The 21,006-nt window shown below is 38.0% G+C and carries 20 protein-coding genes; 16 read left to right on the top strand and 4 right to left on the bottom strand.

Features of this window, described 5'->3' with window-relative positions; genetic code table 11:
- Positions 1–10: 10 nt before the first annotated feature.
- Positions 11–1,105 (bottom strand): UDP-N-acetylglucosamine 4,6-dehydratase (inverting), encoded by a 1,095-nt coding sequence (pseB, locus tag VXK47_RS13480; RefSeq protein ID WP_435549307.1) that lies wholly within the window; start codon positions 1,103–1,105, stop codon positions 11–13.
- Between the two features lie 413 nt (positions 1,106–1,518).
- Here pseB and VXK47_RS13475 point away from each other — a divergent pair, with 413 nt between their 5' ends.
- Both VXK47_RS13475 and flgM read left to right on the top strand, forming a co-directional pair.
- Positions 1,519–1,896 (top strand): DVU0524 family FlgM-associated protein, encoded by a 378-nt coding sequence (locus VXK47_RS13475; RefSeq protein ID WP_435549306.1) that lies wholly within the window; start codon positions 1,519–1,521, stop codon positions 1,894–1,896.
- A gap of 23 nt (positions 1,897–1,919) precedes the next feature.
- Positions 1,920–2,240 carry a flagellar biosynthesis anti-sigma factor FlgM gene (flgM, locus tag VXK47_RS13470; RefSeq protein ID WP_435549305.1) on the top strand — a complete coding sequence of 107 codons (321 nt, stop codon included), beginning with the start codon at positions 1,920–1,922 and terminating at the stop codon, positions 2,238–2,240.
- A 422-nt stretch (positions 2,241–2,662) separates the two neighbouring features.
- Here the strand turns inward: flgM and VXK47_RS13465 are convergent, their stop codons facing one another.
- The 3 genes from VXK47_RS13465 to VXK47_RS13455 form a co-directional block, all read right to left on the bottom strand.
- A complete protein-coding gene (locus VXK47_RS13465) occupies positions 2,663–4,381 on the bottom strand; it encodes a methyl-accepting chemotaxis protein (protein WP_435549304.1) in 1,719 nt (572 codons plus the stop codon).
- A gap of 65 nt (positions 4,382–4,446) precedes the next feature.
- On the bottom strand, positions 4,447–4,959 hold the full coding sequence (locus VXK47_RS13460; RefSeq protein ID WP_435549303.1) for a chemotaxis protein CheW: 513 nt from the start codon (positions 4,957–4,959) through the stop codon (positions 4,447–4,449).
- A gap of 164 nt (positions 4,960–5,123) precedes the next feature.
- On the bottom strand, positions 5,124–5,900 hold the full coding sequence (locus VXK47_RS13455; RefSeq protein WP_435549302.1) for a CheR family methyltransferase: 777 nt from the start codon (positions 5,898–5,900) through the stop codon (positions 5,124–5,126).
- Between the two features lie 741 nt (positions 5,901–6,641).
- Between VXK47_RS13455 and VXK47_RS13450 the strand changes: the two genes are divergently transcribed.
- From VXK47_RS13450 to flgB, 14 genes are all read left to right on the top strand, one after another.
- Positions 6,642–7,244 (top strand): PilZ domain-containing protein, encoded by a 603-nt coding sequence (locus VXK47_RS13450; RefSeq protein ID WP_435549301.1) that lies wholly within the window; start codon positions 6,642–6,644, stop codon positions 7,242–7,244.
- A gap of 151 nt (positions 7,245–7,395) precedes the next feature.
- Complete coding sequence (locus VXK47_RS13445) at positions 7,396–9,606, top strand: chemotaxis protein CheA (RefSeq protein ID WP_435549300.1); 2,211 nt, start codon at positions 7,396–7,398, stop codon at positions 9,604–9,606.
- Positions 9,606–10,094, top strand: coding sequence for a chemotaxis protein CheD (locus tag VXK47_RS13440; RefSeq protein WP_435549299.1), 489 nt, complete (start codon positions 9,606–9,608; stop codon positions 10,092–10,094). Before VXK47_RS13445 ends, VXK47_RS13440 begins: the two co-directional genes overlap by 1 nt.
- Positions 10,085–10,942: an HDOD domain-containing protein gene (locus VXK47_RS13435; RefSeq protein ID WP_435549298.1), complete on the top strand. Its 858-nt coding sequence runs from the start codon at positions 10,085–10,087 to the stop codon at positions 10,940–10,942. The genes VXK47_RS13440 and VXK47_RS13435 overlap by 10 nt, the downstream gene beginning before the upstream one ends.
- Before the next feature lie 2 nt (positions 10,943–10,944).
- Complete coding sequence (locus VXK47_RS13430; RefSeq protein ID WP_435549297.1) at positions 10,945–11,373, top strand: response regulator; 429 nt, start codon at positions 10,945–10,947, stop codon at positions 11,371–11,373.
- Positions 11,330–11,809, top strand: coding sequence for a chemotaxis protein CheX (locus VXK47_RS13425; RefSeq protein WP_435549296.1), 480 nt, complete (start codon positions 11,330–11,332; stop codon positions 11,807–11,809). The genes VXK47_RS13430 and VXK47_RS13425 overlap by 44 nt, the downstream gene beginning before the upstream one ends.
- 12 nt (positions 11,810–11,821) lie before the next feature.
- Complete coding sequence (locus VXK47_RS13420) at positions 11,822–12,871, top strand: protein-glutamate methylesterase/protein-glutamine glutaminase (protein WP_435549295.1); 1,050 nt, start codon at positions 11,822–11,824, stop codon at positions 12,869–12,871.
- Positions 12,872–12,895: 24 nt separating this feature from the next.
- Entirely contained in the window at positions 12,896–13,681 is a 786-nt protein-coding gene (locus VXK47_RS13415) for a protein phosphatase CheZ (RefSeq protein WP_435549294.1), read from the top strand.
- A gap of 63 nt (positions 13,682–13,744) precedes the next feature.
- A complete protein-coding gene (locus VXK47_RS13410; protein ID WP_435549293.1) occupies positions 13,745–14,119 on the top strand; it encodes a chemotaxis response regulator CheY in 375 nt (124 codons plus the stop codon).
- 122 nt (positions 14,120–14,241) lie between these two features.
- Complete coding sequence (locus VXK47_RS13405) at positions 14,242–14,640, top strand: hypothetical protein (RefSeq protein ID WP_435549292.1); 399 nt, start codon at positions 14,242–14,244, stop codon at positions 14,638–14,640.
- Positions 14,641–14,861: 221 nt separating this feature from the next.
- Entirely contained in the window at positions 14,862–16,247 is a 1,386-nt protein-coding gene (locus tag VXK47_RS13400) for a sigma-54-dependent transcriptional regulator (protein ID WP_435549291.1), read from the top strand.
- 197 nt (positions 16,248–16,444) lie between these two features.
- Positions 16,445–19,093, top strand: a complete 2,649-nt coding sequence (locus tag VXK47_RS13395) for a tetratricopeptide repeat protein (RefSeq protein WP_435549290.1) — start codon at positions 16,445–16,447, stop codon at positions 19,091–19,093.
- 22 nt (positions 19,094–19,115) lie between these two features.
- Positions 19,116–20,465 (top strand): sigma-54-dependent transcriptional regulator, encoded by a 1,350-nt coding sequence (locus VXK47_RS13390; RefSeq protein ID WP_435549289.1) that lies wholly within the window; start codon positions 19,116–19,118, stop codon positions 20,463–20,465.
- Positions 20,466–20,598: 133 nt separating this feature from the next.
- Positions 20,599–21,006 (top strand): flagellar basal body rod protein FlgB, encoded by a 408-nt coding sequence (gene flgB, locus VXK47_RS13385; RefSeq protein ID WP_435549288.1) that lies wholly within the window; start codon positions 20,599–20,601, stop codon positions 21,004–21,006.

Below are 21,006 nucleotides of genomic sequence, written 5' to 3'. Positions count from 1 at the left end.
TACTTGAGATCTAATTATGGTCATGTACGAATCCTTCTTCTGAGTTAAGAAGATTTAAGACAAATTTTTCATTCAGCCGATGGATGGTGCTGAGGAAATTATTGTATTCGTCATCTTGCGATTTCGCAGAATCTGCGATGAGTTTCGATAAATCCTCTATGCTCAACCATTCATCATTCAGGTTGCTTACATAGGTAAAATCCTCGGGTAGAGGGGTGCCATTATTATAATTTTGCCTTTGCCACCAGGAATAATTTGGCATAATTACAAACATACCGTCGTAGACGACAGTATTTCTTCCTTCTTCTTCCATCAAAAGGGCTTCATGAAGTTTTTCGCCTGGGCGGATGCCGATAATTTCTATCTCGCATTCCGGTGCTACGGCTTTAGCAAGATCGGTAATTCTCATGCTGGGAATTTTCGGAACAAAAATTTCGCCGCCCTGCATGTGGGTAATCGCCTTAATAACCAGCTCAACCGCCTGATCCAGAGTTATCCAGAATCGGGTCATTCTATCGTCCGTTATGGTAATCCTCCCTGTTTTCTTTTGCTCATTGAAGAGAGGAACCACACTTCCGCGGCTTCCGATAACATTTCCATATCGGACGCAACAGAAGCGGGTTCCACGAGATCCCGAATAGGAATTTCCCTGAATAAATATTTTTTCAGCACAAAGCTTGGTCGCGCCGTAAAGATTTGCAGGATTGACGGCTTTATCGGTACTTAATGCAACAACTTTTTTAACGCCTGTGTCTATTGCAGCATCAATAATATTTTCAGCACCATGAATATTTGTTTTAATTGCTTCAAAAGGGTTGTATTCACAGGAAGGAACTTGTTTAAGGGCAGCAGCATGAATTACCATATCAGCACCTTCCATAGCTCTTTTCAGCCGGTTTGAATCTCTAACATCCCCGATGAAATATCTGATAATATCTTCGCCAAATATTTGACGCATTTCATGCTGTTTTAATTCATCGCGACTATATACCCTTATCGTTTTGGGGTGGTATTTTTCGAGCATCACCTTGCAGAAGTGTTTACCAAAAGATCCTGTTCCCCCTGTCAAAAGAATTGTCTGTTTTTCCCAATTTATATTTTTCATATATTAATTATTTTCTCAGTTATAACTATTGCATAAGAAAGGGTTTGTTATTAGCATAAAAGATATTTATTCATATTAACCGAAACGGTTGATGCTAATATATCGTTTAAGTTTATTTAAGCAAAAGATGTGCCATATAAAGACAACGCTATCGCCAGGGAATCTTCTGCTGATATATTTTATTGCGGACACTTTAATGGCTTACGCCGGAAATCTTTCATGACAATTTCTTTATGAAAACTGCAAACAATAAAATTTAAAATATTGTTTCTTGTATGCTGAAAGGTGTGTCAAATAATTGTCATATTGAAATAAATAAAAAAACTATTTTTTTGCTAAAGTTTTATTGTTTATAGCCGATACTATGTTTGAATGGGTTTTATTTGTTAATATTCTGAATATGGGGTATTTTTATGGTTATTTCAGCATACCAGGTTAATAATGTATTAAGGGTTTACCATGATCAGCTTCGAAACAGCAGAGCATCGCGTAGACAGGTCAATAATTCGGCTCTATCACCGGATAGAGTCACTATATCTACAAATGCTAAACAAAAAGCTGTCAGTGATAAAATTGCATCAAGTATTGCAAATAAAATCAATCAGTATGGCACAAAAGACGAAATAGGGAATGAGTCATTAAATAAATTTGAAAAAGACCCGGAAATTCAGCAGAGCGTTTCCCAAAACATTCCTGCCGATCTTGTATTCAAAATGATTGATGATGATGGAGAAACAATAAAAATGTTTAATATTGAAGATATTAAACATTCTGATAATTCTGCCGCATAATGAGCTGAAAGAAGAGGTAATAAATGAAAATTGAAGATAAGATAGCAAATTACGAGATCAATAAACAGCTGTCAAAATCAATGTCTAATATTCAGGAAGGACAGCAGATTACGGACGGCAATAAAAATTACGAAACAAAAGCTGAAAGCAGAGATGCTATTGTCAATCTTTCCCGTGCTTCAAAAGAAGTCAGAATGGCAAATGAAGTCATATCACTGACTCCGGATATAAGAGAGAACAAAGTTTCGGAAATAAAAGATAAGATAGCATCCGGAACTTATGAGATCAACCATCAGGCAGTTGCAGCAAAACTTGCTGATGCTTTTATGGATGATATCCTCTAAAACGCAAAGAACAACTTTTTATAAACAACATAAAAGCAGATAAATCAATCAGGTATGCCATGAACAGCCTGCTTATTAGCCGGAGCCTTACCGGCCTTTTCCTGTTGACCTGCCAGCCCTTGACTCTTCATAAAACATGCAATCAAATATATTCTTTTAGTTTCTGAACCCACCACCTGAGGTGGAGGGCCCGGAGAGGTTTCTGGTAATTCGGTAAGAAATATTTAATATAAACGGGGTAAAGTGAAGCGTACCATGCCATGAGTTGCCCCCTTACAGAGGGTTTTCTGAGGCCTGTCGTTCTAAGGAAGGAGTCTTACTCTTTAAACTTTATGTTCTTTGACGATTTCATGTTACTCTTTATGAAACCGTCAAAGAACTTATCTGCTGGAAATAACCTGGCAATTGTTAATTTTATCTACTTAAAAATCTTTAAATCCATCATCATCCATAGGGATTAATTGTTCAGGTGTTAATTCTTTTTTGTTTCTGCCGGAACCCTGTTTTATTTCACGGTTGTTTGAATCAGAGGTTAAAAGAGCATTTTGCTCTTCATATTTATTGCGCCTGTCAGCTTTCTTGCTTCCATTTCCACCACTTATTGGTAATGTATTTGAGCTGTGAAATCCATTTGTGTTATTTCCTCCTATTACCAGCACAAGATCTCCCACATACTTCTTAAGTTGCTCTGCCTGGGAATTCATCTGCCCGGATGCACCGGCAGATTCTTCCGCATTGGCTGCATTCCGCTGTACTATTTTATCCATTTCCGCTACGGCTTTATTTATTTGTTCAATACCCTGAAACTGCTCTTTTGATGCAGCTGCAATTTCTCCTACCAGCTCCCCGACTTTTGAGGTGCTGCTTGACACATCCTGAAAGGCCTTGTTGGTTCGTGCTACCAGTTCAGATCCTTCTCTTACCTTCTTAACGGTTCCTTCAATCAGTTTTGCCGTATTCTTGGCTGCATCTGCCGACCTCATTGCTAAATTTCTTACCTCATCGGCAACTACAGCAAAACCTGCGCCTGCTTCACCTGCCCTGGCAGCTTCCACCGCAGCATTCAAAGCCAGAAGATTAGTCTGGAAAGCTATCTCATCAATGGTCTTAATGATTTTTGATGTTTCATCACTTGCCAATGTGATATCATACATGGATTTGGTTAATTCTTCCATAGAGTTATCTGCCTGTTGGACAACCTGATTAGCTTCTTTCATAAGATTGTCTGCCTGCGTTGCATTATCTGAGTTCTGTTTGGTCATGGAAGACATTTCTTCCAGAGATGAAGATGTTTCCTCTATTGATGCGGCCTGCTCGGATGCGCCCTCAGCCAATGACTGGCTGGCTGATGACACCTGTGCCGAAGCTGCAACGACCTGTTCCGATCCTTCCATAAGTCCATTAACTACATGGTTGATCGGTTTAATTATGCTGCGGGTCAGAAAAAGAGCAATCATAGCTCCCAGAACAAGAGCAATTACACCCAAAGCAATTATCATGATACGGGCACTGGAATAGGCGCTTTCGGCCTTATTGAATGCCTGGTCGCTTTGTTCACCCTGATAAGCAATCATTGAATCGATCGCCTCAACCAGTTGTTTTTGAGGCGTGAGCATTTCTAATGTGATTACATCGGCTGCTCTGGCATTGTCTTCGGTTGAATTCAAAGTTCCGGCCATCGCAGTCCCAAAGCCAGTAGTATCAGTAGTATTAGAGTTAGAATATCCGGCCAAACTAAATTCCATGGATTTATTTACCAGAGAGTCGACCTTTTGCTGCTGATTAACTATATCAGCTATAATCTCCTTGCCTTTTTCATCTTTGATTTTAGCAGCCAGCTTAAGATATGTTTCACTGTATTTGGCGCGGGCCTCATCAATCTTTTTCCTCTCATTACGCACGCTGTCACTTCCGATGCTTAAAACCGCATTTTTTAAAGATTGAGTTACTACATTCATCTGTTTCTCTAAATCATTGGCCAATAGTACCGCCGCATTTTTATTCCGGACAATATCCTCCATATAAGAATTAATAGCCTTTATTCTGGAAAGTCCAATCAATGCGGTAACGCATAGTAAAAGCAAAATGACTCCAAAACCTACACCTATTCGTGTACCTAAATTTACATTTTTAAAAGACATAACCTTTCCTCCTTATAATTCATGCTTTAAGCCGCTATAAATCATTATGCTAAACATAATAAAAGTTATACTGATTTTTCGATCATTGCCACTTCATCACGGCTTAAAACTTTATCGATATCGAGAAGAATTTTGATTCCGCCTTCAAATTTTGCCATTCCAAGTATATAATCCGTTTTAAGTTTCGTGCCGAATGTCGGTGTTTCTTCAATATCATCCGCTTTTATGTTTAATACTTCCGACACGGAATCAACAACAATTCCGATCATAACGGTTTCAGACTCGCCTGATATTTCCACAACCACGATACAGGTCCGTTCCGTATAATCGATTTTGCTCATTCCGAACCTGAGCCTTAAATCTATCACAGGAATCACTTTACCACGTAAGTTTATAACTCCTTTAACAAACTCAGGTGTTTGTGGAACCGGAGTTATCGGCATCATTCCGATGATCTCTTTAATTTTTAAAATGCTTATACCGTATTCCTCATTGGCTAATGCAAAAGTCAGATATTTCCCCTCCCTGTCGGCCATTGCATTTATTGCCTGACCTATTTTTTCAGCTAATTTTGCCATATGCTTTCCCCTCCTTTCTTTGAATAAAGCTAAACTTTAATTATACTTTCCAATCTCTATTGTCGGTATTAAACAAAGATAGCTTTAGGCTGATTTTAGTTTAGAATGTAAAAATATATATGCTCATTTTCTGCAACCTATAAATATTGATGCAAAAATATCTTCTATAATTTATCAGGCTGGCAGGTTTTATTGTAAATACTTGGTTGTAAATACTTAAAGGGGTGATTAATAGCATTTAAACTCTCCGCGCCGCCTATTATAAGATAACCGGAAGCTTTCAAAGCGTTGTACAATTTGCATGCTACATGAGACTTCGTTTCATTATCAAAGTATATAAAAACATTCCTGCAAAAGATAATGTCATATTTTTGCGGTGGTAAAGGATCTGATATAAGGTTATACCTCTTAAAGCTCACCATTTGCTTAATCTCTGATTTCACGCGTACATGATTACTCCATGAATTCATGCCTTTTTGAAAATATTTTCTAAGTATATCAGGGGGAAGGTTTTTGGCTTTTTCTATAGGATATATCCCGTTTTGTCCTACCTTTAGCATTCGTGTTGATATATCTGATGCAACTATGGTTGGTTTAAAGCCATTTTCAAGACAGTAAATTGCGACTGAATATGGCTCTTCCCCACTGGATGAAGCAGCACACCATATATTAATATGGTCTTTAGTAAGATGTTTAAAATGATGGCTTTCTCTGAAGAAATAAGTGTGATTGGTAGATACGGCATCGAGAAAATTTATCAGTTCAACTGAATCTTCTTCCAGAACTGATAAATATTCCTTAACGGATTTAATACCTGTAGAACGTAAGCGCTTGGCAAGACGGGATTGTAAAAGAGCCTTCTTTCCTTCATGAAGATTTATTCCGCATTCACTATAAACAATTTTGCTTAGTCTTTCGAATTGCCTGGTTGATAAATCCATATAACTGAACTCTGATTTCTTGATAATTTTTGTATGGCTAAATTTGGTAACAAAATTTAATTGTTTTAAATTATTATTTTAAAAAAATTGTAATGATACCCTATTTGGTTAACATACAGGTTTATAATTCTTTAATATTATTTATTTTTAATATATTGTATGTAATGCCAGATACTATGATCGTCGATATGTTTTTTATGGTATCTGAAACGGAAATATTAAAACCCACCATTTGCAATGTTTATGCCATCAATATCGTATTGTCAGTATATCACTTTGCTGAAAGGTGATATTTAAGTCGTTTCGCCTCAACAGCAGGTTAGAACTTATTGTCCCCGATCTTCAAATGGATTTTTTACGGGTTCGCCAGTACTTTGCATAAGGAATTTTTTTCCCGGTTCACCGGGTTCCTTAACCGGGGTAGTTCTGACGTCAATAATTTGACAAGCACGCCAAAAACCCCATTTCCATTGCATTTATACAGGGACATTAACTGCATATCCTTTATGGTATTAATTGCCTTTTGAGTGATTGGAAGTATCGACTATACTATGGCATAATAATTGCTGATACCTTCTGAAAAGTCAGGGGTTGTTTCCGCTGTTAAAAACAATGCAACCGGAAAAAGCACAATAGCAGGCTAAGCATTTGGATGGGCTGGGATGAGGGATAGTGGGATCTTTACGAAGCCGTCAAACGCAAGTATCAAGTTATGTGATGTTAATCTTTATGGAGATAAAAATGATTATAAAAAGAAGAGAATCACGTTCGGATGTGAGGACAGCTGTATCATATGCCGTTAAATATGAAATTATTTCTTCCGAAGAATATTATCTTGCAAGAAAAAAGTTAAAGATAGCTCCTTTGCTTTCCGATAATAAGAGCAACACAGATTCTGATTTTAAATATGATAACTATGATGATGCCTTGGTGAAGTTTCTTTTTAAAATGGATGAAAAACTGGATAGTATTTTATCCAGATTGTCAATAAATGAAGCCCGGTCCGAAGCTTTAAATTCAAGCTTATCCAATCAGGGGATATGCAATAATATCAGTGCATCCGGAATCAGTATAGTTACATCCGGATCAGCTAGTATAGGGCAGATTGTTCATGTCAATATAAATTTATTCAAATTACCACCGGTTTTCATTGACACGTATGGTGAAATTATCCGGGTAACCGGTTTTCATGAAAACGATATTTCAATGTATGATTTAGGCATAAAATTTATAGACCTTGATGAACAGGACAAGGAAAAAATTATAACTTATGTTTTCAGTAAACAGCGAAAAGCCATCAGAAACGGAAAAATAGAATCAAACCAACATCTGATGGAGCTGTAAAAAATTAATTCACAGACCTGAGGCAAACGTGTATCGTCCCGGGGTGAGTGTGAATCGCAAAGAAACATACAAAGAAAACAAGCCGCCTTCATTGGAACTATATTTTATTAAGCTATTAACAAAGAGCAGAAGGATATGAAGGATATGATTGATGACAACGACGTTAGAAAAAATAAAACGAGAGATTGAATCACTCGCGCTTGAAACGGTTATGCTGGATTCAGAAGATGTGCCAAGTCTTGGAAATACCGTAAAATCAATCGAGTCTATCATAGAACTATCCAAAATATTAGAAGAACAAGCCCTGATAGCAATCACCGAAGCAATGAAAGATAATATTGAAGCAGTCATATTAAGGGAAATAACCGACTTGGGACCTTTTGAGCGGGGTGTCTCTTTTATGCAAAAAAGAGTAGAGGATATCGCAAAAGGCAAATGCTTTGAAGGTGATATATCAGAGCTGAAAGCCGGCTTAGGGCTGCAGTTTCAGGATAATAAAGAATCGTCAGGCAATAAGAGCATTGAAACTGATAAAGAAGATGGTTCTGCGGAAAGCTCACCGCCTGCAAAAATAAACAATGAAGACAGGGAAATTATTTCCGATTTTGTTGCCGAATCACTTGACAATCTGGCATCCATTGAAGTCAAGCTTATGGATCTTGAACAGGATCCTTCCGATGTTGAGACAATCAATGCTATCTTCAGACCATTTCATACAGTTAAAGGTGTTTCGGGATTTCTCAATTTTAATAATATCCATCAATTTGCTCATACAGTTGAGAACTTGCTGGATAAGGCACGAAACGGCGAATTAACTATTAATGGCGATATAATAGATGTTGTTTTGGAAAGTGTGGATATTTTAAAGGCAATGATTGAAAACGTCAGAAGTTCTCTTGATAGCGGAATGCTTTTTGAGGGCAACGAAGATCTTGAAGACTTTAAGAAAAGGATAGATGAGCTAATTTCTCCGACAGCAAAGAATAAGAAAAAACGTTTGGGTGAAATGCTTGTTGCTTCAGGTACGGTAAGCGAATCAGATATCGAGAAAGCGCTGGAAATTCAGCAGACGGAACCTGAAAAGAAATTAGGCGAAATACTGGTTGCGCAGGAAAAAGTTAAAACCAAGGCGGTTGTTTTATCATTAAGAGAGCAGAAGCGCGTGGATGCTCCTGAAACGCTTCAGGTGAAGGTAGATACGATAAAGCTTGATAATATTGTTGATATGGTCGGAGAATTGGCAATTGCCCAGTCAATGCTAAGACAGCATGAAGCTGTTCTAAACAACAAAGACAGAAAGCTTATTCAAATAACCAATCAATTGAATCTGATTACATCAAGTCTGCAAAATACCGCAATGTCGATGCGAATGGTTCCCATAAAAAATACTTTTCAAAAAATGCTCCGACTCGTTCGGGACTTGGCCAAAAAGGCGGGTAAGGATATACAATTAGTCACGTCCGGCGAAGAAACGGAAATAGACAGAAATCTTATTGAGGAAATTTATGAGCCTATGGTTCATATGATCCGAAACTCAATTGACCATGGCCTGGAACTTTCTGATGAAAGAATTGCAAAGAATAAACCCAGGCAGGGAACCGTATATCTTAAAGCATACCATAAAGGTGGCAATATAGTTATTGAAATAGGAGATGACGGACGCGGATTGAACAGAGAAAAAATCATGTCAAAAGCTCTCCAAAGCGGTTTAGTCAAAGAGGGTGAAAAGCTGACTGAAGCCGAGATAGACAATCTGATATTTCATCCCGGATTTTCAACTGCAGATAAGGTAACGGATATTTCGGGAAGAGGCGTAGGCACTGATGTTGTAAAAAGTAAAGTAGAAAAATTAAGAGGTAGAGTTGATGTCCGGTCATTTGCTGATAAAGGTGCAACATTTTACATCCGCTTGCCTCTGACTCTGGCGATCGTAGACGGAATGATAGTTAAAGTAGCAAATGAGAGATTTATTATTCCCACATTAAATATTCAGGAATCATTTCGACCCCGGAAAGAAGAATATTTTACTGTAAAGGGAGAGGGAGAGGTTATAAAAGTAAGAAATAATCTGATTCCACTGATCAGGCTTGATCGCTTGCTTGGGCTAAACGCAGAAAGTACTTCCGAACAAACAAAAGAAGAGCTATGGGGAAAACTAGTTGTTGTTGTGGAAAATCAGGAGAAGAAAAAATGCCTGCTGGTGGACGAATTGATTAATCGGGAAGAGGTCGTTATTAAAAGCATGGGTGGGTGGCTTAAAGACATCAAAGGAATAGCCGGTTCAGTGATTATGGGCGATGGAAGAGTCGGACTTATTCTTGATATAGGAAGTATATTTCAGATGGTATCGAGGGAATCATAATGAATATTGTTGTCGGCGTCGGTGACATGAAAGTAAGCAATGATCCTGATGCAGTGCTGGTTACATACGCTCTGGGTTCATGTATAGGAGTTGGAATATATGATCCTGTTGCAAAAGTGGGCGGGGTTCTTCATTATATGTTACCCGAGTCTGAGATTGATCCGGTAAAAGCTGTGAAGAATCCTTTTATGTTCGGCAATACCGGCATTCCGCTTCTATTTAAGGAAACATACAGGTTTGGAGCTGTAAAAAAGCGCTTGAAAATTCTTGTATTAGGTGGAGCCCAGATTCTGGATCAAAACGGGCTTTTTAATATCGGAAAGCGTAACCACACTGTTCTTAGAAAAATGTTCTGGAAAAATAATATAATAGTAGATTTCGAAGAGGTAGGCGGAACAGTGAACAGGACTATAAAACTTGAGATAAAAACAGGCGAAGCCATCATGAAAGTATCCGGAACAGAAGTGAGAAAAATACCATGGATTTAGAAAAAATTATAAATAATATTGATTCTCTGAGTCCTGTTTCCTCGACAGGGACTAAAATTATGGAGATAATATCCAACCCTGACAGCTCACTTGGGGAGATTGTGGATGTTATCAAATACGATCAAAGTATGACCGCCAATCTCTTGAAGATATGCAATTCATCTTTCTTTTCCTTAAGAGAAAAAGTTGTATCGGTAAGACAGGCGGTTTCCTATTTAGGAATGAATAATATAGCAAATATAGTTATAATGGGAAATTTTTCCAAGAACTTCAGGTCTTCCCAGGACGGGTATGATCTGAATGAAGGCGAATTGTGGAAGTATTCTGTTTCTTCGGCTCTGATAGCCCAGAATTTGGCGGAAAAACGCAATATTAAAAATATTCCCCGCCTGTTTACATCGGCATTATTGAAAGATATCGGCAAGGTAGTATTAAGCAATTATATCAAAGATGTGTTTAAGCAAATTGAATTAAGAGTGCAAGAAAATGGAATGACTTTTTTGGAGGCCGAAAAAGATATTCTTGGAATTGATCATGCCGAATTAGGAGCCATGGTAGCTGAAAGATGGAGTTTTAATCCTGAAATGGTATTTATCATTAGGAACCATCACAACCCGATAAATATTTTGATACAGGATAATCTATCAATTCCAATTATTTATCTGGCAGATTCAATATGCATGATGATAGGAATAGGCGGGGGGGCAGACGGACTCGCTTACAGGTATTATCAGGAAGTTGTGGACAGGCTGAATTTTACTGATGTGGAGCTACAAAAAACCATCGCTGATTTCTGGGAAAAAACCAAAGCTGTTGAAGAGATGGTTAATTTGTCAGGAGGGCGTTGAAAATGGCATTTAATGTTCTGATCGTTGATGATTCTTCGTCAATGCGGGCAGTTATAAAAAAGATCATTAAAGTTTCCGGCTTTAATGTGGGTAATTATTTTGAGGCTGAAGATGGCATTGAAGCCTTGAAAATACTTGATAACGATTGGATAGATCTGGTTTTAAGCGACATAAATATGCCAAATATGGATGGCATGTCGTTTCTATCCGAAATGAAAAAAAATGAGCTATTCAGTTCAATTCCGGTTGTAATGATCACAACTGAAGGAAGTGAAACAAAAATCCTGGAGTCGATAAAGCTGGGGGCGAGCGGATATATTAAAAAGCCTTTTTTCCCGGCGGATATAAAGAATACTCTTAGCAAATTAATGGAAGAGGAGGTTTCCGATGTCAGGGGAAATGATGATGGCGATGAAGCAGGCGATTTCTGAAGTAATGGATAAAATGTTTTTTATGCCCGTGCGGATCAATGAGAAGCCGGCAGCTTTAAGCGAATGGTTTTTAAGTGAAAAAGCACTGGTTGGCGCTACTCTGGATTTTACCGGTCCTCAGGCAGGTTTCTCATATCTTTTTGTGCCGGCAGGATTCGCCAGAGAAATAACGGCCAACTTTTTAGGATTTTCAGAAGATACTATAAGCGAAAAACATGAGAGGGATACAGTAAAGGAAGCCCTCAACATGATTGTCGGTTATATGCTATCGCAATTTGATAAAAAAGATGCCTATAAGATTGGTATCCCGCAATATGCAAATGGAAATGACTTTCTGGCCAAGCGTCCGGCAGATGGGCAGAACAGCTCTTTTTCCATCGAGACTGATGATAATTATATTGCAGCCGGGCTTATAATAAATACGCCCTTAAATTAAAGGCATTATACTATGGGAAACCAAATAAAAGTATTAATTGTCGATGATTCGGCTGTGGTCAGGAAAGTCTTCTCGGAAGAACTTTCGAAAGAAGCCGATATAGAAATTGTAGGTACGGCTCCTGATCCTTATGTGGCAAGGGATAAGATCGTAAAATTGAACCCCGATGTTGTTACGTTAGATATTGAAATGCCCAGAATGGACGGACTTAGCTTCTTGAAAAAATTAATGCGCTATTATCCAATTCCCGTAATAATCGTAAGTTCATTAACCCCAAAAGGCGGCAAGATGGCTTTGGAGGCTTTATCTCTCGGTGCTCTTGATGTGATTTCAAAACCATCCGGCGCCTATTCGGTTGGAGAGATGAGCGTTCAGCTGGTTGACAAAATCAGGGCTGTAGCCAGAATAAAGGTAAATCCATCTAAATTTGCTTCCGAAAACAACAGCATACAAGTTAAAAATACTTCTAAAGCACTAACCGAAACAACCAACAAGATCGTAGCTATTGGCGCTTCAACAGGTGGAACCGAAGCATTAAAAGTTGTCTTGACATCAATGCCGCCAAATGCACCCGGAATTCTTGTTGTTCAACATATGCCGGCACATTTCACCACTTCTTTTGCCGAAAGGTTAAATGAATTAAGCTCTATTACAGTAAAGGAAGCCGCTGACGGAGATTCATTGGTAAACGGAACCGCATTAATTGCGCCGGGAAATTATCATATGCTGCTTAAAAAGAGCGGCGCAAGATATTATGTCCAGGTAAAACAGGGCCCGCTGGTTCATCATCAGCGGCCATCTGTCGATGTTTTATTCTATTCCGTAGCCGAATATGCCGGTGGCAATGCAGCGGGAGTAATCATGACCGGTATGGGCCATGATGGCGCAAAAGGTTTGTTGAAAATGCGTGAAGCCGGAGCGCGAACCATTGCACAGGATGAAAACAGCTGTATTGTTTTTGGTATGCCCAAGGAAGCGATCAAATTAGGTGCCGCTGAAAAAGTGGTTCCTTTAAATGATATCGGAAATACTGTGCTGAATATGATAGTAGGGAAAAAATAGAATAGTAAAAGAGAGGTTAACTAAATGACAAAGCATCTGGAAGATAAAATTTATGAGATTGTCGGCGGAAAGCTTTCCGTCGATGAAATAAAACAAATCATAGAGTTTATTACTTATTTATCTGAGGGCATTTTATATAGAGATGAGCAATTTTTTCAGGATATTGCATATGGAATGCGTGGTGCAATGAAAGAGCTGGCATTGCTTATTGTTGACTTCAGGACGGACTTAAGATCTAAAATTGATCCGGAAATAACAGAAGTTGCAACAAAACATATACCTGAAGCATCCGATCAGCTTGAAGGTATCATTGAAACCACCGAAAAAGCGGCTAACAAGATTATGGATAATCTTGAGGTGCTACAGGAACAGACTTCAAAAATTCAAAAAGCTATCACCTCCTTAAAATCAGGAAAACTTAAATTGCCGGAGGAGGCAGGTAAAACCGATGATATAGAAATAGACAGGCAAACTATAGAAAAGCTTACTCCTCTAATCAACTATATGGAATCAAGCATTCAGAACTACGAAACATTGACGGCAGATATCTTTGTTCATATGAGTTTTCAGGATTTAACCGGCCAGCGGATCAAAAAAATAATGGCGCTTGTAAAAGAGATGGAGAAAAAACTGAAAAGCATGCTTGTACGCTTTGGAATAAAATTGACCGCAAAGGAAAATAACCCTGACATTTCGAATGAGGAATTACAGAAATTTGTCGATGAAAAAGTTTCCGAACTGGCGGGTCCGCAGAAAGAAGGTCTGGGGCTGGATCAGACGGATATAGATAATATTCTGGCAAATATTTAAAACTATACTGAAGGTATTATGGATATATATTAAATTATAATGAAATATGGAGGTTGATTAATCATGGATTTAAATATGAAGGTTCTTGTTGTTGACGATTTTGCCACGATGAGGAGAATTGTAAAGAACATATTAAAGAAGATCGGATTTAGCAATATTATCGAAGCAGAAGACGGGAAAAGCGCTTTGAAGATGTTGCAGAATGATAAATTTGATCTGATCATGTGCGATTGGAATATGCCGGGAATGCCTGGGATAGAGCTATTGGCAAAGATCCGGTCCGATGAACAATTAAAGAAGATACCTTTTGTGATGGTTACGGCAGAAGCACAGAAGAATAACATTATTTGTGCTGTTAAAGCAGGCGTGAGCAGCTATATCGTTAAACCCTTCACTGCTGAAACCGTCGACCAGAAACTAAAAAAGATTTTTAATTGATTCTTTTATCCGGTCGGGTTTGTTATTCTGCATTAAAAACGGAAAGCTATTATATCAAAATGAATAAATAAAGTTTCTATGGTTGATTTTTTTAAATATTTGTGACAGAGAAAGGTCAAACAATGGATATAAAAAGAATAGAACAGACGGATCATTTGCGGCAGCCAGCCCTTAACAGAATTACGAACGATAAAGGTTTTAAGCAAGTCTTTAATAGCAAACTTTCCGAAATCGACAAGGTTTCTCTACCGGCTATATCAGATCATGAAACGGATGTAATTAATCATAGTGATAATGTGCTTAATCTTCTTGATGATTATGCTAACGAATTGAGTAATCATCAAAAAACATTAAAAGAAATTGAGCCCATTGTTACCCGTATAGAAAAAGAGATGAGCCTTGTTGAATCAAAGACCGCCGATATTGTTCCCAAGAACCGGGAAATTGAGCAATTTGTAAGAGCCCTTTCGGTTACAACACATGTTGCCATGATGAAGTTTCAGCGTGGGGATTATGTGTAGTTAATTTCATCATGCACATGTTATGTTTACAAGGTGGCTTTATAAAAAAGTTCATATTTTAATTGTATTTTGTTTATCCCTTCTATTATACTTAAGGAAAGGCTCAGTTAATATCAAAATGGATTTTTATTTTGATGTCCTGCCGCGACGTTATATTTTTGTCGTCTAAATAATAATATCTACTAGTTTGTCTTATTTTTATATCAGAAAGGCATTATGATATGGAAAAAATTTTGATCATAGATGACAATCTTGTTGAAGCAGAATTAATAGCAAATATCTTACAGGAAAAAGGCTATGAATCGGTGTTTGCTCCTGATGGGGCTTCGGGAATTAAAGAGCTTGAAACCAATCATTTTGATCTTGTTTTAACCGACCTGATGATGCCGGGCGTTGATGGCATGGCTGTACTTAACCATGTTGTGTCAAAACTTACTAAAACAAAATGTATCATTTTAACAGGCCATGCAACCATCAAAGGTTCTGTTGAGGCCATTAAGCAGGGTGCTTTTGATTACATAACAAAGCCAATTACATCGGCTGAACTCCTTGTTGTTGTCGAGAAAGCCGTTAAATTTAAATCTCTTGAGGAAGAAAATATCCGGCTGAAAAAACAACTGAAAAAAAGATATTCATACACTAATATTATCGGCAGCAGTAAGGCTATGGAGAATATATTCAGCCTGATTGATAAAATAGCCGATACGGACATTTCGGTTCTCATTCAAGGTCCAAGCGGCACGGGAAAAGAATTAATAGCAAGGGCTATCCATTATGACAGCTATAGGAGCGAAAAGCCCCTGGTTGTTATTAATTGCGGCGCTATTCCGGAAGCTTTGCTGGAGAGTGAACTTTTCGGACATGAAAAAGGGGCATTTACAGGAGCTTATAAAAGCAGGATCGGCCGTTTCGAAATGGCGAACGGCGGTACTATGTTTTTGGATGAAATAGGTGAAATGAGTCCGGCATTACAGGTAAAGCTGTTAAGAGTGCTTCAGGATCAGCGCTTTGAAAGAGTTGGCGGAACCAAAACAATTCATACTGATGTGCGTATCCTTGCGGCCACCAATAAAAATTTGTCCGCAGCAATCAACAACAATACCTTCAGAGAAGATCTATATTACAGGTTAAATGTTATCTCAATAAAGGTGCCTACATTAAAACAGCGAAAAACCGACATACCGTTGCTTATTAACTATTTCTTAAAAAAGTTTCAAAAAAAAGAGAACAACATAATAACCGGGTTCGACCCTGTATCAATGGATGCAATGCTTGGCTATAGCTGGCCGGGTAATGTGAGAGAACTGGAAAATGCGATTAAGCGCATAGTTGTCCTTTGCGATAAACAGGTAGTTGAGTTTGAAGATCTTCCGGAATACATACAGCAGGCTGAGGTATCATTTCCCAAAGGCGACACTGCTCCGGCGCTTGACGGAGTTGTTTCCTTTGATACTGCCGTTCAGGATTACGAAAGAAGGCTTATAATGGAAGCTCTGGAAAAGAGCGACGGGATCAAGGCAAAGGCCGCAAAGCTTTTAAATATTAAGAGAACAACCCTTGTTGAAAAAATGAAAAAACAGAATTTTTCCAATTCAGTCTGCGCTTAAACCGGTTAAAGATCATTTTTATATATTTTCCTGCCTATCTGAGGATTCATCTTTCTCGTCAAAATAATGGCACCTGTTAAATTTCACCATTTGAAAAGCCTTATTTCAACCATCATAAATAATTCTATAATATTGAACTGTAAACACTAAAAATCAGTTGCTATCTACTGGCATAATAATTGCTTCTAACAGGAGCTATGCGAACTCCTCTTATTTATAAAATCCTGTTTATTATTATATTGCTTACACTATCAGGCTTGTCGTATTCATTTGCAGTTTCAGGCAATAATTTTATTCCCATTATGGATTACACAGGAAAAGAAGTTGTTTCAATTTCTGCAACAGGCAACGATCAAGAAACAAGCTTTACCGTCCAAAGCGGCAAAATAATGACGGTGAAGAACGCTTCGGTTATGGATTCACCACCAAGAATTATTTATGACATCCCGTATGACGGGGCTTCATTCAGATCCATAGAGAATGCCTTAAAATATTCAAATATAAAAAGCATACGAGCGGGATACCATTCGGGTAATATCAGGATAGTCTTAGATATAAACGGGGCAAGTATACCAAAGTTTTCACATCGCGTAAGCAAGCATGAGTTAATTATCCTGGTTGCAACAGACAAAAAGAGTGATGGCAAAGAAGTAAAAGCAAAGGAAAATGGCCGACAGAATAAGACAATAGCTTCCGGGATATCATTATCTGAAAATAATAATCTTACAAATTCAACTAAAGATTTATCTGAAAACAATCCAAAAGGAAATGAAGAAACAGTTGCTCAAAAACCTGAGCCGGAAAATATAGTCCCGGAAAAGAAACCGCAAATTGATCCGGGAAAATTATTACTGGAAAAAATGACCGAACTCGAACCTAATGACGGCAGCGAAGAGGCAGCTCTGTTTTTAAGCGGAGCTAATGCTTTTAAAGACAGTCATTTTAAAGAATCGGTTGATAGCCTCAACAATCTAATACAGTCATACCCAAAAGGAAAGTATTCGGAGAAAGCGCATTTTTTGCTGGCAAAATCCTTTGACCGACTTTACGCAAAAACTTCTTCCGATTATTTTTCTGTAATTAAAAACAGTTATGATGATGCAATTTATAAATTTCCCTCTTCAGCATTCACTCCCGATGCCCTGCTGTCAGCAGGAAATCTTTGTTTGAAAACCAATAATATTGGTGAAGCTATGGCATATTATAACCGTGTTATCGAAAAACACATTTCTCCCCATACTACTGTAAGAGCTTTGCTAAACAAAGGCGAGGCGCTTTTCCAAAAAGGCAAATACCCGGAAGCACTTTCTATCTACGAGATTATAATTCAAGCTCATAATACTGATTCAGGAAATACTGAAGCGGAACTTGGCATTGCAAAAACGCTTTTTGAGATGAACAGTTTTCAGAAATCAATGGCTCTTCTTAACAAATTAGGGCAAAACCATGAAAATATATATAGATATCCTGATATTGCACTTTATCTCGGTTATAATTACTACCAGTTGGGAAATTATAATGCAGCAATAAAAAACCTTTTTGAATATTATAATATATATCCTGATAGCAAGGTGAATCATCTGGTATTAAGTAAAATCGGAGACGCATATAGGGCAGATAAATTATCCGAATCCGCATCGAAAATTTATATGCTGGTCTTTGAACAATTTCCGCATACGGAAGGGGCACAGATAAGCCTGACCCGTCTGGCGGAACAACAGGAAAACGGAGAACTTAAAAATGGGAATAATTTTATTTCTCCTGCAACTATCGAAAATGATCTGTCTTCACCCCGCAAAATTTATGAAAAGATTACCAGTGAATACCTGAGTAAAGACAATAAAAACCCCATGCTTGAGTACACTCGGCTCAAACTTGCTCTAATTTACCAAAAAGAAAAAAATTACAAAAAGAGTATGCAAGTATTAGAAAGTTTACTGCATAATTACCCTTTATCAAAATTATACCCTGAAATCATATATGCATTGACTGACAATATTGAGGCGATTTTAAAAGACAGGAAAAATGACGAGGATGATAAAGAAGCATACATAGATGTGGTAAATATGTATCTTAGAAAAAAAAATATTATTAAACGGCTTGCTCCTCCAAAAACCTTAATAGCAATTGCGTCTGCCTGCATACGACTGGGGCTGGAAGATACGGCTGCTGAACTGTTTTTGCAGGCAGAATCCGTTCTTCCGGAAAAAGAAAAACCCGGGAAGCTTTTTTATTATCTTGGAAAATATTATTTTGAAAATGGGCAGCAGGAAAAAGGATTGAAAAAATTGGATTCACTGACGGCACAATATCAGTCAGGAGAATTCGTCGCAAAAGCATACAGTTTTAAAGGAATCTTCTTCGAAAAAAATAAAAAATATGAGCAGGCAATTGAAATGTTTTCGCAAGCACTAAAAAGTGAACCTGAAGTTGAGGATAGAATAATGCTCCTTGCAGACAAAGCCCGGGTTTTAGCAGCGTCGGGTTTAAACAACGATAGCCTTAAATCGGCACTGGAAGCAGAACAATTATTATCTGCTAATCCGAAACAACCTCAATTTGTTTACCTGAAGGTCGGGGAGATTTTTCTTCATCTCGGCAAACCTGAAGATGCTCTTTTATTGTTTAACAATGCATTAACTTTAAAAAAAGATGCCATTGAAAATATGAAAATAAGGTATTTAGCCGCTCAATGTTATGAAGCACTTAACAGGAAAAGCGATTATATTTCCGCATATAATCGGATTGCCAAGAGCGGCGATCCTTTATGGAGCAAGCTTGCTAATGAAAGGCTGGAAGCAATAATGTTTAAGGAGCTGCTGAGCAAGCGGGACAGAGTTAAATAATCACAGGAGATAGACATCTGCTATGCAAGAAAAATGTGTGCTGCTTGTGGAGAACAACAAAAACGAAACGGCTGCAATGACCAGTCTCTTTAACAGAGCCGGTTACCGCTTATCTGCTGTCAGCGATGGATATGCTGCACTTGATATAATATCTGGCAATCAATACGATATGGTAATTTCCGAACTGAATTTGCCCAGGATGAGCGGAATTGAACTGTTGGTGAAGATAAAGGAAATAGACACAAATTTACCGGTAATTCTGATTTCCGGGGATGTCTGTGTGAAGGAAGCTGTTGAAGCTATGAAAAACGGCGCTTATGACTTTCTTTTGAAACCGCTGGCCGCTGAAACAGTTGAATGTATTGTGTCCGGGATATACCGGGCGCCGGTTGTTGCGGAGCAACCATCTATGAATGGCAAATATGCAATAATTACGAACAACTCCGAAATGAACCATCTCATGAATTATGCAGAAGAGATTGCAAACAGCCGTGCCTCTGTTTTCATACATGGTGAATCAGGTACGGGAAAAGAATTATTTGCAAGACATATACATCAGAATAGTGCCCGTAAAGATAAACCTTTTATAGCACTAAATTGCGCAGCTCTTCCGGAAACACTTATGGAAAGCGAGCTTTTTGGCTATGAAAAGGGTGCTTTTACAGGAGCAATCGCCAGAAAGAAAGGAAAGTTTGAAGCAGCTGATAAGGGCACTATTCTACTGGATGAGATCAGTGAGATGGATTATCAGCTTCAGTCAAAATTATTAAGAGTGCTTCAGGAGAAGGAAATTGACAGAGTCGGCGGAACTGAATCCGTCCCGGTTGACGTGAGAATTATTGCCACTACAAACAGAAATATTGATAATCTGATACATGAAGAAAAATTCAGGGAGGACCTTTACTATCGCTTAAATACCATCCCTCTCCATTTACCTCCTTTAAGAGAAAGACAAGACGATATACCTTTGCTGGCCGATTATTTTATAAAAAAGTATAACAAACTTGAAAATAAAGCTGTCAAAGGTATGACGGAAAATGCGATTACAGCGCTAACGGAAAGATCATGGAAAGGCAATGTAAGAGAATTGGAAAATGTGATGGAAAGGGCGGTTCTGCTGTGCAAAGGAAACTTAATAGACGAAAAGCTGCTGTCATTAAACGGTCGATCAGTGCCTGCCTTTCATCCCGGATCTTTGCTGCAATCTGTAATTCCGGAAGTTTCCTTAAGAGAACTTGAGAAAAAAGTGATATTTCAGACCTTGGATAAAACGAAGGGAAACAGGACACATGCGGCTGATATACTTGGCATCAGTGTTCGAACTCTGAGAAATAAGCTTAATGAGTACAGACAAAAAATGGATGAGCAGTAAAGAGGCACGCAATTTGCTTCAATCTAAAAAAATAAGATAGAAATATTTTATAAATTTAATTTACAATTATAAACTTTTTAAACTTTCTAATCTAACTCAATACTCTTTATGGCCATATGGAAGGAGTAATTTAATGCCTTTAAACTTATCATTCGGCAACATATTTAATATACTTGAAAATGCCATAGGCGTTGCTTATCAGCGTCAGAATACTATTTCCAGCAACATAAGCAACCTGGAAACTCCGGGGTACAGACCTAAAGACATTGATTTTAAAGCTGCTATGGCTAAGGCAATCGGATCAGAATCACAAATAAGCTTATCCGGAACGAATGCCGGTCATATTGACTTATATAACGAAGCCAATCAGGAGGCAGAAGCTTTTGAGGAAGAATCCGATTGGAATGGCGTAAACTATGTAAGTATTGATAAAATGGTAAACAGGATGACAGAGAACAACCTGATATACAAAACAGCAGCGGAAGTAATGTTAAGAAAAATTTCTCTTATAAAAGAAGTTATCAGAGAAGGAGGGCGTTAG

Origin of the sequence: Desulfobacterium sp. N47 (assembly GCF_051233685.1) — a bacterium.
Taxonomy (GTDB): Bacteria; Desulfobacterota; Desulfobacteria; order Desulfobacterales; family RPRI01; genus RPRI01.
The sequence above is the reverse complement of the archived record's forward strand: the minus strand, read 5'-3'. Positions and strand labels throughout refer to the sequence as shown.

Bases quoted from the DNA above. Each gene is read 5' to 3' on its own strand.
- VXK47_RS13450 (WP_435549301.1), top strand. From the start codon at position 6,642: ATGATTATAAAAAGAAGAGAATCACGTTCGGATGTGAGGACAGCTGTA.
- VXK47_RS13440 (WP_435549299.1), top strand. From the start codon at position 9,606: ATGAATATTGTTGTCGGCGTCGGTGACATGAAAGTAAGCAATGATCCT.
- VXK47_RS13475 (WP_435549306.1), top strand. From the start codon at position 1,519: ATGGTTATTTCAGCATACCAGGTTAATAATGTATTAAGGGTTTACCAT.
- VXK47_RS13405 (WP_435549292.1), top strand. From the start codon at position 14,242: ATGGATATAAAAAGAATAGAACAGACGGATCATTTGCGGCAGCCAGCC.
- VXK47_RS13445 (WP_435549300.1), top strand. From the start codon at position 7,396: ATGACAACGACGTTAGAAAAAATAAAACGAGAGATTGAATCACTCGCG.
- VXK47_RS13430 (WP_435549297.1), top strand. From the start codon at position 10,945: ATGGCATTTAATGTTCTGATCGTTGATGATTCTTCGTCAATGCGGGCA.
- flgB (WP_435549288.1), top strand. From the start codon at position 20,599: ATGCCTTTAAACTTATCATTCGGCAACATATTTAATATACTTGAAAAT.
- VXK47_RS13415 (WP_435549294.1), top strand. From the start codon at position 12,896: ATGACAAAGCATCTGGAAGATAAAATTTATGAGATTGTCGGCGGAAAG.
- VXK47_RS13435 (WP_435549298.1), top strand. From the start codon at position 10,085: ATGGATTTAGAAAAAATTATAAATAATATTGATTCTCTGAGTCCTGTT.
- VXK47_RS13400 (WP_435549291.1), top strand. From the start codon at position 14,862: ATGGAAAAAATTTTGATCATAGATGACAATCTTGTTGAAGCAGAATTA.
- VXK47_RS13390 (WP_435549289.1), top strand. From the start codon at position 19,116: ATGCAAGAAAAATGTGTGCTGCTTGTGGAGAACAACAAAAACGAAACG.
- VXK47_RS13410 (WP_435549293.1), top strand. From the start codon at position 13,745: ATGGATTTAAATATGAAGGTTCTTGTTGTTGACGATTTTGCCACGATG.
- VXK47_RS13455 (WP_435549302.1), bottom strand. From the start codon at position 5,900: ATGGATTTATCAACCAGGCAATTCGAAAGACTAAGCAAAATTGTTTAT.
- VXK47_RS13425 (WP_435549296.1), top strand. From the start codon at position 11,330: ATGTCAGGGGAAATGATGATGGCGATGAAGCAGGCGATTTCTGAAGTA.
- VXK47_RS13465 (WP_435549304.1), bottom strand. From the start codon at position 4,381: ATGTCTTTTAAAAATGTAAATTTAGGTACACGAATAGGTGTAGGTTTT.
- VXK47_RS13420 (WP_435549295.1), top strand. From the start codon at position 11,822: ATGGGAAACCAAATAAAAGTATTAATTGTCGATGATTCGGCTGTGGTC.
- flgM (WP_435549305.1), top strand. From the start codon at position 1,920: ATGAAAATTGAAGATAAGATAGCAAATTACGAGATCAATAAACAGCTG.
- pseB (WP_435549307.1), bottom strand. From the start codon at position 1,105: ATGAAAAATATAAATTGGGAAAAACAGACAATTCTTTTGACAGGGGGA.
- VXK47_RS13395 (WP_435549290.1), top strand. From the start codon at position 16,445: ATGCGAACTCCTCTTATTTATAAAATCCTGTTTATTATTATATTGCTT.
- VXK47_RS13460 (WP_435549303.1), bottom strand. From the start codon at position 4,959: ATGGCAAAATTAGCTGAAAAAATAGGTCAGGCAATAAATGCAATGGCC.